16 protein-coding genes are annotated in these 14,526 nt (G+C 31.4%); 2 read left to right on the top strand and 14 right to left on the bottom strand.

Annotation, left to right across the window (positions count from 1 at the left end; translation table 11 throughout):
* Nucleotides 1–305: 305 nt before the first annotated feature.
* Both MHH42_RS07865 and MHH42_RS07860 read right to left on the bottom strand, forming a co-directional pair.
* The gene (locus MHH42_RS07865) at nucleotides 306–974 is read right to left on the bottom strand and encodes an AbiV family abortive infection protein (RefSeq protein ID WP_088667048.1); all 669 of its coding nucleotides are present in this window, start codon (nucleotides 972–974) and stop codon (nucleotides 306–308) included.
* Nucleotides 975–1,055: 81 nt separating this feature from the next.
* On the bottom strand, nucleotides 1,056–1,613 hold the full coding sequence (locus MHH42_RS07860) for a hypothetical protein (RefSeq protein ID WP_098962912.1): 558 nt from the start codon (nucleotides 1,611–1,613) through the stop codon (nucleotides 1,056–1,058).
* 229 nt (nucleotides 1,614–1,842) lie between these two features.
* Between MHH42_RS07860 and MHH42_RS07855 the strand changes: the two genes are divergently transcribed.
* Together MHH42_RS07855 and MHH42_RS07850 are read left to right on the top strand one after the other, a co-directional pair.
* Nucleotides 1,843–2,937, top strand: a complete 1,095-nt coding sequence (locus tag MHH42_RS07855) for a Rap family tetratricopeptide repeat protein (RefSeq protein WP_340893104.1) — start codon at nucleotides 1,843–1,845, stop codon at nucleotides 2,935–2,937.
* Nucleotides 2,934–3,068 carry a hypothetical protein gene (locus tag MHH42_RS07850; RefSeq protein ID WP_254918733.1) on the top strand — a complete coding sequence of 45 codons (135 nt, stop codon included), beginning with the start codon at nucleotides 2,934–2,936 and terminating at the stop codon, nucleotides 3,066–3,068. Before MHH42_RS07855 ends, MHH42_RS07850 begins: the two co-directional genes overlap by 4 nt.
* A gap of 724 nt (nucleotides 3,069–3,792) precedes the next feature.
* Here MHH42_RS07850 and MHH42_RS07845 read toward each other — a convergent pair.
* From MHH42_RS07845 to MHH42_RS07790, 12 genes are all read right to left on the bottom strand, one after another.
* Nucleotides 3,793–4,845, bottom strand: a complete 1,053-nt coding sequence (locus MHH42_RS07845) for a cell surface protein (protein WP_262753707.1) — start codon at nucleotides 4,843–4,845, stop codon at nucleotides 3,793–3,795.
* A 16-nt stretch (nucleotides 4,846–4,861) separates the two neighbouring features.
* Nucleotides 4,862–5,638 (bottom strand): glutathionylspermidine synthase, encoded by a 777-nt coding sequence (locus MHH42_RS07840; protein WP_262753705.1) that lies wholly within the window; start codon nucleotides 5,636–5,638, stop codon nucleotides 4,862–4,864.
* A gap of 499 nt (nucleotides 5,639–6,137) precedes the next feature.
* On the bottom strand, nucleotides 6,138–7,538 hold the full coding sequence (locus tag MHH42_RS07835; RefSeq protein WP_262753703.1) for a phage portal protein: 1,401 nt from the start codon (nucleotides 7,536–7,538) through the stop codon (nucleotides 6,138–6,140).
* Between the two features lie 48 nt (nucleotides 7,539–7,586).
* Nucleotides 7,587–8,150, bottom strand: coding sequence for a hypothetical protein (locus tag MHH42_RS07830; RefSeq protein ID WP_340893101.1), 564 nt, complete (start codon nucleotides 8,148–8,150; stop codon nucleotides 7,587–7,589).
* A 54-nt stretch (nucleotides 8,151–8,204) separates the two neighbouring features.
* Nucleotides 8,205–9,782 (bottom strand): terminase large subunit domain-containing protein, encoded by a 1,578-nt coding sequence (locus MHH42_RS07825; protein WP_262753700.1) that lies wholly within the window; start codon nucleotides 9,780–9,782, stop codon nucleotides 8,205–8,207.
* Nucleotides 9,782–10,171, bottom strand: a complete 390-nt coding sequence (locus MHH42_RS07820; protein WP_262753698.1) for a hypothetical protein — start codon at nucleotides 10,169–10,171, stop codon at nucleotides 9,782–9,784. Before MHH42_RS07820 ends, MHH42_RS07825 begins: the two co-directional genes overlap by 1 nt.
* Before the next feature lie 17 nt (nucleotides 10,172–10,188).
* A complete protein-coding gene (locus MHH42_RS07815; RefSeq protein WP_262753696.1) occupies nucleotides 10,189–11,241 on the bottom strand; it encodes a hypothetical protein in 1,053 nt (350 codons plus the stop codon).
* Nucleotides 11,242–11,277: 36 nt separating this feature from the next.
* Nucleotides 11,278–11,484 carry a hypothetical protein gene (locus MHH42_RS07810; protein ID WP_262753694.1) on the bottom strand — a complete coding sequence of 69 codons (207 nt, stop codon included), beginning with the start codon at nucleotides 11,482–11,484 and terminating at the stop codon, nucleotides 11,278–11,280.
* A 31-nt stretch (nucleotides 11,485–11,515) separates the two neighbouring features.
* On the bottom strand, nucleotides 11,516–12,331 hold the full coding sequence (locus MHH42_RS07805; RefSeq protein ID WP_316250167.1) for a hypothetical protein: 816 nt from the start codon (nucleotides 12,329–12,331) through the stop codon (nucleotides 11,516–11,518).
* A 206-nt stretch (nucleotides 12,332–12,537) separates the two neighbouring features.
* Nucleotides 12,538–12,711: a helix-turn-helix domain-containing protein gene (locus MHH42_RS07800; protein WP_098632157.1), complete on the bottom strand. Its 174-nt coding sequence runs from the start codon at nucleotides 12,709–12,711 to the stop codon at nucleotides 12,538–12,540.
* Nucleotides 12,712–12,810: 99 nt separating this feature from the next.
* Entirely contained in the window at nucleotides 12,811–13,692 is an 882-nt protein-coding gene (locus MHH42_RS07795; protein WP_098962902.1) for an SU10 major capsid protein, read from the bottom strand.
* 21 nt (nucleotides 13,693–13,713) lie between these two features.
* Entirely contained in the window at nucleotides 13,714–14,178 is a 465-nt protein-coding gene (locus tag MHH42_RS07790; protein WP_262753690.1) for a xanthine phosphoribosyltransferase, read from the bottom strand.
* Nucleotides 14,179–14,526 lie beyond the last annotated feature (348 nt).

Raw genomic sequence — 14,526 nt, 5'->3', positions numbered from 1 at the left:
TTACATAATAGCCAGTATATGCGTGCTGGAGGAGTTTTATACTATGAATTACGCGGTGGACGTTTTCCGAAGTATTGGTAGTAATCTGTCACCACAATAAACTCAAAAACATAGTTATTTAAAGGTTTCCTCTATTTTCTTTTCTCCGAATCATTTATTACTACTTCAATAATAATATGTCTAGGAAAAAAATACAATGGATTTATGTATTAGACACATCATTGAATCTTAACATAATTCATCGGTATCTACAATAATTAAATTTTCGTCATAACACTAATAATCTACAAATAAAATAAGGACATTTAGTTCCCTTTCTTTTTTTCACTTCTTTTTAAACCTTCATAAGTTTTCTTCATAAAAAAGTTCATAAATGCCATAGAATCAGGATTTTTCACACCAAATTCTTTAAGTTTAGAGAATTCACTGATAAACTCTTCATTTACTGTCTTATATGTATTTCCCCTTAACCTCTTTTCTGAAACCTTCATAAACAGAAAATAATCGCTAGCAATTCCAAACATGGCTTCCGCAATTTCCTTAGTAATAACTTCGGATGGTTTCTTAAACTCGTTACCTTGAAATCCACTATATAAACTATTATTTTTTAAATTATTTAATTTTTTTTCAAACGCATCCATTCCTTCGTCCATAGGCATACTAACGACCTTCTCTAAATCCTTTATATTTACAGTAGGCATTATCATAAATAATCTAATTTTAGGGTTGTGATTCACTAACCTTTTATGTAACTCTTTCCAATTGTAATTTTTGTCCATTACACTTTCGGTTAATGCCCTACCAATCATTGGAATCTTAGATAACTCTTCACACAATAAATGAGAAAGGGTGTACGCACGTGTATACCTTTTGTTTTCTAATAGCAACTTCGCATCTTCTAATAATTCACTAGCATTTTCAATAACTTTAATACGCATTTTTTCTACTTCATCCACACTCAATTTTTTAGCCATTTTTATCCCCCATATTTACTTTCTATTTAACAAAAATTATTAAATTTCTTCCTAGTATCAAACACCCTACTAATTATTTTATTAATCTGCCAAAATACCAATAAAAACAAAAACTATAACAATAATTATAATTAAGATCACGCCACAGCCAACCATATCCATGGTTTGTCCTTTATCAAATTGCTCTTTCTTCCTTTTATACTCTTCTACCTCATATTCCATATTAATGAATTCACTGTTTCCAGAACGTTTATTTTCTTCTACTTGTTGCAAAAGTTTGGTGTACAATTTAATATCACATTCTATCAAATCTACATATCCATTATGATATCTAATTATTACATGAAATGTAGAATCATTCTTTGCAGACAGAGCCCCTGCTAACGCTCCTGCACCACCTAATGCAATATTCCCAATAACGCCACGAACTACAGCACTTTGCACATTTTTCACACTATCTTCACTAACAATTTCAACCATTGAAATATTCTGTTTCCATTTTTTTGTATCAATATTTATCAATTCACTTTTTACTTTTTGTCCAATAATTAATTCTTGATTACGCCAATTTAATGTATATCCTTCTTTTAGTATCTGCCCTGTTACCGTCACCCCTGTAAATGGTTCTAATTTCCCCATCCCTACGCCCTCTTTCCTTTAATAAAATTTGCACTTTACTAATAAAAATATCATATTTTTCCATACACATAAACTTCCTATTATGTACTATTTAAAATGATTTTATATTACCTTAATAAAAAACAGAAAATTCAGTTTTTTATTGAAAAACAATTAAGTATAATATCTATTATATTCTATTCTTGCTATCATTATTTATAAGAATCTATAAAAAACAAAGGAGGATATCATGAACGTTCAAACGAAGGGGAATGAACAGATTACAAAGTTATTAGATAATTGGTATATAGAAATTCGAAAAAGAAATTTAGATAATGCAAAGCAACTAAAAAAGGAAATCGATAAAAACATTGCCAGTGTAAAAGACGATGAAAATGTACTTTTATACCACTCTTTATTGAACTTCCGTTATCAATACTTGATGGACAGTTTAAGTATTGGCAAAGATAGTTTTAAAGAAATAGAATCTTTTGATATACCAACGGATGAATCTTTATTATATTATTACCATTTTTTCAAGGCAATGCACTCAAACATAACTGGTGATTATAATTTGGCAAAAGAACATTATGAAAAAGCCGAAATTAAATTAAAACAAATCCCAGATCAACTTGAACAAGCAGAGTTTTATTTTAAACTTTCTACCTTTAGTTGTCATAACCAACAATATGTTTTAGCACTTAAACAGGTTTCTAAGGCAAAAGAACTTTTTTCTAAATACAATGGTTATGAATTAAACATTGGTTACTGTAATAACCTTTATGGATTAGCATGTATACATTTGAAAGAATATGAATTAGCAGAAGAATCTCTTATCTCTGCATTGGATATATTCCAAAAACAAAACGAAGAACAAGCAACCTTATACGTTCGACATAACTTAGGTTTTATGTATGCAAATCAAAACCTTTCAGAATTAGCAATTCGCTATTTATCCGAAGTAACTGAAAAAATGCCGGCAAACTATAGAGCAATTTTAATTGAAGCATGTGAACAAGCAAAAATTAATAATAAAGAAAAAGCATTAGAACTTTTAAAAACAGGTTTAGAAATCAGTTTAAAATTAAAAAATGAGGAATACCAACATCGCTTTAATATCTTACTGGCAATAAACAATGAAGTTACTGGAGAACAATTAGAATCAATAATATTAGCAGGAATGCTTTATTTCGAAAAAGAAAACCTATACGAATACATTAATGAATATAATGAAAAATTAGCAGTGAAATTTTATCATGAAGGCAATCACTTAAAGGCAAGTAAATACTTCTATCTAAGTTCAAATGCAAGAGAAAAAATTCATGATAAGGGGGCATTAAAATGAAAAAAGTAATAATTAGTTTAATGGGAATTATGACTGCACTAACATTAACATTTGGTGTACTGGATTCTAAAGATACACATCAAACTATTTATACTGTAAAACAAATGTCGGATGGTCATACTGGTGGTTAATAGGTTGAATTAAAAGGGTGGTTATAAAATAGATAACCACCCTTTTTTTATTTTCATACTTCTTTAAAATCTTTAATTAAATAATTTATTTCGCTTAAAATACCTTTTAAAGTTCATTTAAAACAATTTTTTTATTATGTAAAAGAAGGGGCAAAGCCCCACCGAACGAAGTGAGGTAATGAGCCGAAGGCGAATCAAAGAGCGTTAGCGAAAGAAGATAGGGGAGCGTTAGCGACCTTCCTTTTATACTATCTATTCTTTTTACTATCTATTCTCTATACCTATCACTTTTTGTCCATTTTTGAGACACTTTTTGATATAAGTTTATCGCTTTTTGTCCTCAAAATGGACATTTTCTGATAAACCAATGTCACCTTATTTCTCATTTTTGGACAAAAAGTGATATCCCATTGCATTTCAAACAGATAATTTAATATTCCAAAATGTCCAAGAGGGTATCCTAAATAATAATTTGGTACTTTTGGGACAATGAATACACCATATGGTTGCTACATTTTAGTTTGTTCGATTATTTGCTAACTTTATATATATTAAAACGAATTACGAAAACGCAAATCAAAAAGATTCATTACTCAAAAAAACGACCTCTCAAATTCGCTTGTACTAGGTTTTAAGAATCAACTTCATACGAAACATCACGAATTAATCAAAACTTCATAGAAAGTAAAAAAAGAGCATATCATCAGATATGCTCCTATTTCTATTACCAAGGTGAAGGTTCATCTGGTAATGCTGTTAATTGCTCACCAGTATATCGTCTTGGTTGTAAATAAACTGTTGTTGTACCGTCTGTATAGATAGATTCAATTATTACAAACCATTCACCTGTATGATCTTTACCAATAATACAAGATTCATCTGCTTCAATATATGTATTTTTAATTACATCAGCACCCCAATCAAGTTTCCCAACTTTTACACGATAGCCACTAAAACCATCCCAATTAGTATTCTTCGATTCCTCCGACCATGTTAAAAGACCATTACCAGAAGATGAATCATTATATGATTTCACTGTTACTTCTGTTGGTTCTGCACCTGTTGGAAGATTGCTTGTTGGTGGCTCTGGTTCTGGTGTAACATTTCCATGCTGATAGAAAGTATCGTCAATTTGATTTTCCCAATCAGGAGGTTTTGTTGTGCTAGATGACCAATAAATATTATTAACATAATCAGATGAAGAATTTCGATTACCTAGACGGCAAGTAATGTTAAGGTATCCTTTCTTTTCAATAGATACACCGATAATGTCATAGTTTCTTTGACCTATAATAATTTCACCGTCACTTTTACCTGCCAGTTCAATAATTCTTCTTGTGCTAGGTGTGTCCTGTACAAATACATGAATCTCTGAATCAATCGTCACTGTAGCAACTGTACTACTGTAGTGCTGTGTATAGTCACTTGTACGCTGAATGATTGCAGGACATTTTAAAAGATATTTAGATGTTACATCTGCATAATACAAGTTAAAGATAACATCATGCTCTGCTTGTCTTATAATACCTTTATAATTTTCTGCACGTGGTACAGTTACTTGATTCCAAATCATCCAATACATGTTGTTATAATAGATGTAATCGCCACGCATCAAAGGAAAGTCAGTAGAGATATATTTGTCATTAAATTCTCTAGTGTCTGTATTTGTAATGATTCCATACTTCTTAGCACCATTTACAAATACTTCTTGACCACTCAAAGACAACATATCGTTGAATGCGTTATATTGTGTCTTAAAAATATTAAACTTATCCATTGTTTACTCTCCTTTCTTATTGGAATAAATTGAAGAAGTTGCTAGGTGCAGAATCTTCATTTGGCATTTGACGAATCTTCTTTTCTAGTTGGTCAATTCTTGCTTGCAGATACTTAGCAAAACTGTCAATTGTCATGTCGTCCTGTCGGTAGTTTTTAATTAAGTGTGGTTGATTTGCAATTGAATTTAAAATTGATAGTGCAGTTGCATAGATCGCTTTCTTGTTTGCTTTTGACGAAGCATTATAAGTTACATCACCGTTAATTCCTTCTTCTTCTAAATACACAAGTAATTCTTCATACGGCAATTCAATACCACCGATTTCCATTTGTAATCTTTCGATATTATCCATATCTATACTCTCCTTTGTAATTGATTTGTTATATATTAAACATTCATGAGAGTTGCAAACTAATCTATTTATGTACCCTTGAATGTGAGTGGGTGTTTCTAATGGCTCATTGTTATAAAGCCAGATTCCTTCATATGTAAATATGAATATATGAGTTTTAGCGTTGTGGTATTCTGCAATGTAGAATCCATTCAATTTGATTCCATTAACCTCATATTCCATGTTCTTATCATTTTCAAAATGAACAAGAGTTGTATCATATGGAGTAAAGGACAATTCTTGATAAAACATGTCTGCAACATATGGATAAATTGCTTCATATTGTTCCGTTGTCATTAGTGGATATTGTTTGATTGGATTTAATGTTAGGTACGTTGATTTGATTTTGTTTTCAAGATATAATAGAGATTGACTAGGTAAATTTAGGATAGAATCAAACATCATGGATTCTCCTTTCTGAAATTTTTTAGGGTGTGTGTTGAGGGATTGGCTATAGGAGTATTGGGCTAACATGGGGTAAACGGTTTGTTCGTTTTACTCACTCAACAGGACGAAAAATGAACAATACACGAATAAATAAGTAGCCCCATAAGATTAATTATAGGGTAGTTTACATAATTAAGGTTATAGGAAGTTGTACTACACGAACATTTATTGACAATCCAGCAATAATGTTCGTTTTTTGTTTTGCTCATATTTCCCTCCAAACGCACTCATTCACCAAACCAAAACCGAACAAAAAGGAGTTAAGCGAACGTTCATTCCTAAAATACCCCTCTCATTTTTTGCTCGTTTATTTTCTGGCTCTGCTCATCCTTGCACATATGCATTACTTAAAAGTGTGTCGCATGAAAGTAATACCTTTACATCACTAAACACTTATATATCAATGTTCTTCCTAACTCCACACACACAATCACAACACTCACATGTGTCACTCTTACTCCTTGATTACATCCTCTTTCTTAGTTGCAACGTCTGCTTTTTCATCCTTTGCCTTTACTTGCACTTGCTCATCTACCTTCTCATTGACTTGCTTCTGCTCACTCACTCGTTGCTCACGTTCAAGTATACGCTTCAACTCTAGGTGTTCATTGCTAACATATGGATTGATTGCAACCAATGACTCAATACTGATTGCACCAACATCATACATCTTAACTAAGTTATCAATGACCTCTGTCTCATTGACTGGTCTTGCATAGTGGAACACCATATCTAATGAGTCAATAGCATCTTCACTGTATGCCTTGCCTTGCTTACTTAATAGACCCACTACCTTGCTGTTGCGTTGTTCGAGTCCCTCTCTTAAGTAACGCTCGTTGAGTCCACCCTTCATGTCAGCAAGTTGATACAGCATTCTCATACTCATCTCTGATAAATTACTTACATCAGAAGCATTCAATGCTACAGCAGGAACACTTGCAATGTTAATCAGTTGTTGCATAAGTGTATTGAAGATTACCTCAAATGCCTTATGATTGATACCGTTACTTACCATCTTAAAATCAGCACCATCATCTAAAGTAATTCCTCCACCAACAATATGAGGATTCAGTCCCTCTCCTTTTAGTTGTTGCCCAATAACAACAGGAATTGGGTTATGATGCTTATAGAAGGAATCGCTAAACTTAGATAGTAAATCCTCCATAGCATCAATGATGTTAATAAAGTCATCTAAGTCGCTCTTTCCAAATGTAGTGCTTAATTCATTATCTGTTTTATAGTGAATTGGTAGACCGCTAACATTTTTATAAGAACCAACAACAAGCAAGGCAGTACCTCCAATTGTTGAATACTTAACTACTTCCTCTGGTGTATAGACAATATAGAAGTCACTCTCTAACGATGTATAATACTCAACGAATGCTATCATGTCGTTCTCATCGTTATAGATAGGATATCCACATTCAGTGGGTATTACTTTGCTACTCACGTTCCCACCATCTTTGATATACACATACTCATATGCGTTACCATACTTCACTAAATTATTTAGCAGGTCGAAATCAACCTTGTCATAATTACCCTTCTTGTAAACCCTTTGCATATCGCCAACAATTTTTTCTTCCCCAGTAAAAGTTACTGGTTTTTTTAATAAGTAAGTAGTTTCTAGATTCACAATTAATTTTGCATATTGTAATAAAATTGATCGTGGTTCATATGGCTTACTATTATAATTTTCTACAACACGATTTGAGATTGCATGTCTACCATCTAAATATTTTTTCTTCTCAATTGTGTCTAAAATTCTTTTCTGGTTTTCAAAATGCTTAACCTCATCTACAAACCAGAATGAGTTACCGTTATGTACGGTTTTAATATAATCTTTTAAATTCATTTCTTTTTCCTTTCCAAAATAAAAAGCACCCTTTAAAAGGATGCTTTTTTATTTATTTAACTTTTTATGAAGTTCACCAAACGATAAATTTAAATCTTCTTGAGGAATTTTTGCAAAATCTTTCTTTACTCTTTCTGATGCTTTCATAAAGTCCTCTATTTCAAACTGTTTTTTTATTGTTGAAGAAAATTTCTTATTAACAACAAACTCCCAAGTGTCTATTTGATGCCTTGCATTATGAGCGTATGAGGGGCTCTTTAACTCTACAAGTTTTCTATCATAGATATCTTTTAATGAACCTTGTCCTTCAAGATTTTCTTTCATTTTTTCTGCTTGAATTATATTTTCACCTAATTCACTAAGCATATTTTTTAAGATCACTGTAACTTGATTTATTAAAGATTCAATTAGAAATCTCTCATCCATTCTTTCTTCAGTAACAAGAAAATTAATTCTATCTTCCAAACCTTCTATCGTACTATTATCTATCAAACCTTGCTGTCCAATCCTATAGCCGATTTGCCCCAATACATCTTCTAATTTAATATTTTTTCCTGTGCATAACTCATTCCAATCTTTTAAAGAATCAATAAATGCATCTGTCCAATTCAACTAAATCATCTCCTTTTAATCAATATAATTCGACAAAAGGATACAAAAACCTTCCTAAACATACCATTTATTTTGTTTAATACCTTGAATCGCTAACGCAATAGCAATTACACAATCATCATGTTTGTCATTGCCTTTTTTATTTCCTGTTTTTCCATCTGTTTCAATAAAGATTTGCATTTGCTCTAATGTTTCTTGACAGTTTATAAGAATCACTTCTAATTCAAATTGTTCTTTTAAATCTGTAATCATGATATTTTTTGTTACTTGTGTAGTTTGGTATCCTAACTGTAATTGTTTTTTACCTAATTGTTGATTGAAAATTTTATGCTTGTACAAATTCATGTACTCATATTCTTTTCTTAAACGTTCTAAGATTGGAGTACCAAAAGAATTTCTTTCCACTGTTAAGAAAGCATAGTTGTAAAACTTGCCAATAGTATCAAGTAACTTGGCAAATTCATAAACAGGAATTTTATTATCATAAAAACTTAGCACCTGTTCACCATCTACATTTAAAATTGAGATAGTAGAATAGTCACCACCGCTACCACTTGCAGTATCTACACCACCATAATAACGGACGCCCTCGACAGGTAATTGATAAATCATTAACGATTTTCCGATGTATTTTGCAATACTATCTGGAATGTTCATTTTTACTTCACGATATTGTAATGGTTTTTGAACATATTTTAAGCGTTCAACAATCTTTCCTTGGTCGAAAACATTTAATCCACTACTAATAAATGATTCCATTGGAGTTGCAGGAAATTCTTGATAGAATTGTTGTAGGGTCATATCAAGTAATTTCCATCTACGCCACATTAATTGTTTCAGCGTTGCCCCTTGCTCATATAAATATAATTCGTCTTGCTCTAAATCATCTTTAGTAAGACGCTTTCCTTTATTATTTTCTTTATACCATGCTTCTGCTTCGTCATAATCATCTTTAAATTGTTTTGCATATGAAGAAGAATAGAAAGGGAAGAAAAATGCTTTGTACTTTGAGTTTTCCTTATATGCGTTATCGAAGAGTTTTTGATAGGTGTTAAAACCGTTTGAGGTTGTTTCAATTACTAATTTTGATGTTTTACTCTTTGCCAATGCTTGTTCTGCTGATAATAAAATTGATTCTTGATTCTCGTAGAATGCAAACTCTGATAGTAAAATATATTCATATGTAGTTCCACGCCCCACGTCTTTACCTCCAGCGATAGAGAGCGTAATAGATGAGCCATTATCCAATCTTAATTGACCTCTGTTGTTCTGGTCGTCTTTAGGAAATTTAAATTTATCATGTGGTAAATCTCTGTACATCATTTTTAGTTTGTCAAATAATGATGTTGCTGAATCCTGCTTATACGATACAATCAAATAATTTGTACGTGGTCTTGTACAAGCCATCCATAAACATAAAGCGACTGATAAAGTAGAAAATCCAATTTGTCGTGCCTTTGCAATAATGTTGAAACGCACCATTTCATCTATGAATAATTTTTGTTGTTCATTGACTATGAAAGGTACATATTCGCCTGTATTGGTAGTGATTTTGATGAAATTCTTTAACCATAATTCTGGATTTTCATTAATTAATTTTAGTTTTTCTTCTCTTGATAATTTCTTTACCATTACACAATCAATCCATCGTCTTCTGGTTCTGCATCTACTTTAGATAATTCTGCCCCTGCTTTAATAATACTGTTGATCTCTTTGTTAAGAGTTAAAAGCAATTTAACTTGTTTTTCATCGCCTGTTAGTGCTTTTTCTCTCACAACTTCGTAAATAGTATGTATATCATCAATCATTTTAGATTGTAAATACAGTGCCACCAAATTTGCATACTCTGGTGTCTTCTCCCAATTTGTAAAACCATTCATAGTTTTTCTGCCAACTGAAATAAGAAATTCTTCTTCATTTTTTGGCTGAATAGTTTGATTGAATCGTGTATCTGGGAATTTATAATTGAAATACATTCGATTCTCTTTTGTAATCTTCTTTAACGCTTCTTTCAATGTCATTTCATTTAACCTCTTTCTTACATATCATCGAAGAAATTATTTTCTTCTATTCTCTTTGGTTTATATGAAGGTTGAAATTCTTCATATCCTTCAAAATCATTTATATGAATTTTCATCATTCTATGTGTTCTTTGTTGATTTTCTAAGTGTTCTTGATACTGGTTTTCAAGTTTTTCTCTAATCCATGCCTGACCTGCTTTTTCAAGAATTTCAAATTTCTTTTCGCCTGCTTTTTTAACATAATCGCAAGTTGTTTCTTTCCACGCTTTGTAACCTTCAAATTCAAAACGCTTTGTTTTGTCAAAGATTTGTCCAAAAACAACATCATTAAGTTTAACCAATAAGTCGGTTACCTTTTCTTTCTCTCTTTCAAGGAAAGATACGTTTTTATTTGTCGCTTCCATTTCTTTCAAATCCGTCTTAACAAACGCTCTTTTTACATATTGATTTGTTTCTTGTTTCCATTGTCCATTCTCATCTTGATACTTCTTACCAGAAATCTTTGTTAGAAATGTACAATCATTAATGATTTCCCTTGTACGCGTCATTCCCAACCCCAACACTTCACGCCATTCTTTATCACAAATAGCATATTCGAATTGTGCGTTACTTCTCCAATTATGGTAAGCCATAACCGTTAAGTGATAATCATTTTTCTCTGCTAGATTGTATTCTTTTGATGTGATTTCTGTATAACCTTTAAAATTAAATGGTTTCTCTTTCCAATCAACTGTACCTTCTGCAACAACCTTCTTCATTTCCTCGTTGATTTCGATCGTCAACGTATCTTTCTTAATGTCCTTTTTAAAATTACATTTGATATATCCTTTATCAATTAAAGTTGTAAGAGCATTTGCCACTTTTGTCTTATCACGACTTTCTTTTGTTGTTTCCCACTCTAAATCTTCTACAATAATTGAAACTGTTGTTCTCACAATCATTGTTCCAACTTGCTTTGCAAATTGAAGATAAGCAAATACCTTCAATTCATCCTTATTTAACTTGTACTCTGTACCAAACCCAAACGCAACGTTTGGAATTTGGATATAACTATCTGTTGTCATTTTCATTTAAATTACCCCTTGGTTTAAATTATCTTTTAGAAATTATTTATTTTTTAACCCTATTCTTTCACCATGATCGCTATATTCATCTAAAGCATTTAATAAAATTTCATCACGTTCAAATAACCAAAATCGTTTATTTGTCTTATCATGAAATGCTGTGCAAATATACTTAATCCCTTTCTCATATCTTAAAAACTCATGTAAATTTGTTGAATAACAAAAAAAGTATTCTTTTTCTTGAAACATTCTAATTTCTCCTTTTTGATTTTCCTTCAAATTACTTGAAGGTTAAACTAATAGTATTCTTTTGTGTAAGAGCCATCGAGAAGATTTCTTTTTTATGCTTCTCTTCAATCATATCTTTTGTACAAGATGAATAGTTTCTTAATTCAATCCGCTCCCTTTGAAAACGCTTTCTAATATTAAAACAACAAATAGGCAACTCAATAGGCAAACCTAATGCCTTTGAGATACCTTCCAAATCCATTCCTGTTTGTAGTTGTTCATCCACAAGTTCTATTTTCATAGAAGAATTGTATTTCTTTTTTATATTAGCGAAATCTTTTAAAGTGTATTTATTTTGAATATCAATTAACTCTTCAAAACCTAACTTTCTTAACCACTCATTTTGAACCGCCTTAAAATCCGTATAATGACCCTTATAAGAAGAATCAATACTAAGTAGTAACATCTTTCCTTCATCACTTTCTGGAAGTGGTAATTCATAAAAAGACCACATTAAAAGTGCTGTACTCATTGCGTACTTCTTTGTGTAGTTACCTCGGTCAATGTTTTCTATCACATTAGGATTAGCAGACAAAGTATTTACTTTCCCATATTTAGATAATCGTACAACATGGTTGTCCCAAGTCATCCCTTTTTCTAATGCAATATCAACACCAATTGCTTTTCTTTTGTCACCATCAACTGAATAGAAGTTGTTAAAATCATAGAAATGTTTGATTTCATATCCTTTAACATGCTTTAAAATAGAAGCACCAACTAAACTATCTAGATCATCTGACAAACAAACCGTATAATCTCCGTTTTCATTAACCCATTGCGGAAATTTTTCTTTAAATTCTTTCAACATAATAAAGCGAAAGTATGTAACTTTCACTCTTGAAACTGCATAATTTTAAAACTAAATAAAACCACAATTTTATATTGTGGCTACCTTTTATCCCTTGTATCCCTTGTATTCCTTGTATCTCTCATGCTTATTGGAATACAAGAGTTTAAGTAACTAACACCTTCACATTGTTCACTCCTTTAATTTATCTCTCATTTACCTAAAACTTAATAAAAATCTATATATTCTTTATACTTTTTCACTTTCTCTTTATCCATCTCACAATCTCCTGTTTCATATCTGGAAAGGAGAGATGGACTACAGCCAATATACTCTGCTAACTGGCGTAAACGTATTTTTTTCTTTCTACGTTCGATAATGTACATATCCTTAATGCTCATTGTATTTAACCTCCTATTCCATTCACTTTTTTTAATATTTGTTAAAATAAATAAGGTGAGAGGAAAACTCCTCTCACCCTATTAGGATTATGTATTTAATTACGCTTGTTTAAGGTTGTAAACTGCAACTGCTTTTTTACTTCCAACTTCAAGTGTCGCTTCTGCAACAACTTGACCTTTATCATTGTCACCAGTTTTACCTAATGCCTGAAATTGTGGTTGACGTAAGAAAGCAACTTTCAGAGCATTTACATCAAATGCAACAATTTTATCTGCTGGCATATGACGGTCTAAGATAAAGTTAATTTTTCCGTATGAAGTATTTACAGAATCAACAGTGATACCGAAATCAGTAGTAACATGTTGGTAAGAATAACGATCTTTGTACAACTCATCAATTTGGTCTTTTAAGTCAGCACCAACTAATGCATAAAACTCACCATTTTCATTTCCTGCTGTCCATAATTTCTTAACAAGTTCCTTAACTTCTTTTTCAGTTAATACATCTTTAGTAACACCGTTTACAACGTTACCTGCATCAACGAATTTTAAAAGTCCATCCATTTGACGTTTACCACTTGTACCATCGTTTTTAACACCATTGATAAGTTTTTTCTCTATACCAATAGCAAGTTCAACTAAGCGGTCATTAATTTCTTGTGCGAATAAATCACCAACTGCCCCTGTTGATTGTGCTGTTCCAGATACGCTAGTTGCTTTATAGAAAATTTCCATAACGTTGTTTAATTCTGCACGTCCAGATTGTACGAATTGTGTAGCATCTACACCTTCATCAACTGTAATGTCAGCAGTACCATCAAGAGTTTTTTCTCTCCATGTGTGAAATTTGCCTTTTGAGTCAACATATAATCCTTTGCTCATAAGTAATGTAAAAAATGGAGTAGCGATAGGTGCTACTAATGCAATTTCATCAGTAAGATGAATATTTTCTTGTGTAGTTAATTTTTTAGAATCTAACATTCTTTCTTCCTCTTTCTTTTATTAAAAATTTAATTTTTGACTAATCATAGATTTAGTATCTTTGTTTTTCTTAGCGATGCTATAACCATCCACCTGTTTATGATTTGTCGGTTGATAACTGTTGGATAATTCCAATGTTCCAACGATTTCTTTTAATTTTGTAATTTGATTATTTAATGCTTCTGTATCATCTACATCTGCTCTAATAAAATCCTTAAATACTTCTAAACCTTGTTCCTTTAGTTCAAGATCAACTTGTTTATGCCATAAAGTTTCTGCTTTTTCTTGTAGTTTAATTTCTACTTCATTTAATCCTTGTGGCTTATATTTACTTAACTCATCAATTTGCGACTGTAAATTATCAATATCTGTTTGTGTGTAAACTCTATCTTGCGATTCAATTTGCATTTCATCTTTGTTTTCAATTGATGTATCAGTATCAACTGCACCTTCAACTTTATCTTGATTTGTTATATTTTCATTCATTTCATTTACCCCCATAAAAAATAAAAAAGAAGGGTGTGGCTATCACCCTTCAAAAAAGAATAAACTAATTGCTATCGTAAGAAAAAAATATAATTAGTTTTCCAAGGAGTTATACTCCCCACTCAATAATCTGAATGGAATAGTAAAAAACATCCCTCATTAATAATGCCTTCAACTAGGGTGTTTTGTTAACCTTTTAGTATTTCATATAAAATACCCCTCACTAATATAGTGTTTGTGAAGACACTTTTGTTGCTGTTTTGATATTTCATATAAAATCCCCTCACTAATATAGTGTTTATGAAGATACTTTTGTTAACCTTTTGACACTTCGAATAAAATCCCCCT

It is taken from the genome of Bacillus sp. FSL L8-0099 (assembly GCF_038006385.1).
In the GTDB taxonomy this organism is placed as follows: Bacteria; Bacillota; Bacilli; order Bacillales; family Bacillaceae_G; genus Bacillus_A; species Bacillus_A toyonensis.
This window is presented reverse-complemented; position numbering and strand designations above follow the sequence as displayed.

Bases quoted from the DNA above. Each gene is read 5' to 3' on its own strand.
- MHH42_RS07865 (WP_088667048.1), bottom strand. From the start codon at position 974: ATGGCTAAAAAATTGAGTGTGGATGAAGTAGAAAAAATGCGTATTAAA.
- MHH42_RS07860 (WP_098962912.1), bottom strand. From the start codon at position 1,613: ATGGGGAAATTAGAACCATTTACAGGGGTGACGGTAACAGGGCAGATA.
- MHH42_RS07855 (WP_340893104.1), top strand. From the start codon at position 1,843: ATGAACGTTCAAACGAAGGGGAATGAACAGATTACAAAGTTATTAGAT.
- MHH42_RS07850 (WP_254918733.1), top strand. From the start codon at position 2,934: ATGAAAAAAGTAATAATTAGTTTAATGGGAATTATGACTGCACTAACA.
- MHH42_RS07845 (WP_262753707.1), bottom strand. From the start codon at position 4,845: ATGGATAAGTTTAATATTTTTAAGACACAATATAACGCATTCAACGAT.
- MHH42_RS07840 (WP_262753705.1), bottom strand. From the start codon at position 5,638: ATGTTTGATTCTATCCTAAATTTACCTAGTCAATCTCTATTATATCTT.
- MHH42_RS07835 (WP_262753703.1), bottom strand. From the start codon at position 7,538: ATGAATTTAAAAGATTATATTAAAACCGTACATAACGGTAACTCATTC.
- MHH42_RS07825 (WP_262753700.1), bottom strand. From the start codon at position 9,782: ATGGTAAAGAAATTATCAAGAGAAGAAAAACTAAAATTAATTAATGAA.
- MHH42_RS07820 (WP_262753698.1), bottom strand. From the start codon at position 10,171: ATGACATTGAAAGAAGCGTTAAAGAAGATTACAAAAGAGAATCGAATG.
- MHH42_RS07815 (WP_262753696.1), bottom strand. From the start codon at position 11,241: ATGAAAATGACAACAGATAGTTATATCCAAATTCCAAACGTTGCGTTT.
- MHH42_RS07810 (WP_262753694.1), bottom strand. From the start codon at position 11,484: ATGTTTCAAGAAAAAGAATACTTTTTTTGTTATTCAACAAATTTACAT.
- MHH42_RS07805 (WP_316250167.1), bottom strand. From the start codon at position 12,331: ATGTTGAAAGAATTTAAAGAAAAATTTCCGCAATGGGTTAATGAAAAC.
- MHH42_RS07800 (WP_098632157.1), bottom strand. From the start codon at position 12,711: ATGAGCATTAAGGATATGTACATTATCGAACGTAGAAAGAAAAAAATA.
- MHH42_RS07795 (WP_098962902.1), bottom strand. From the start codon at position 13,692: ATGTTAGATTCTAAAAAATTAACTACACAAGAAAATATTCATCTTACT.
- MHH42_RS07790 (WP_262753690.1), bottom strand. From the start codon at position 14,178: ATGAATGAAAATATAACAAATCAAGATAAAGTTGAAGGTGCAGTTGAT.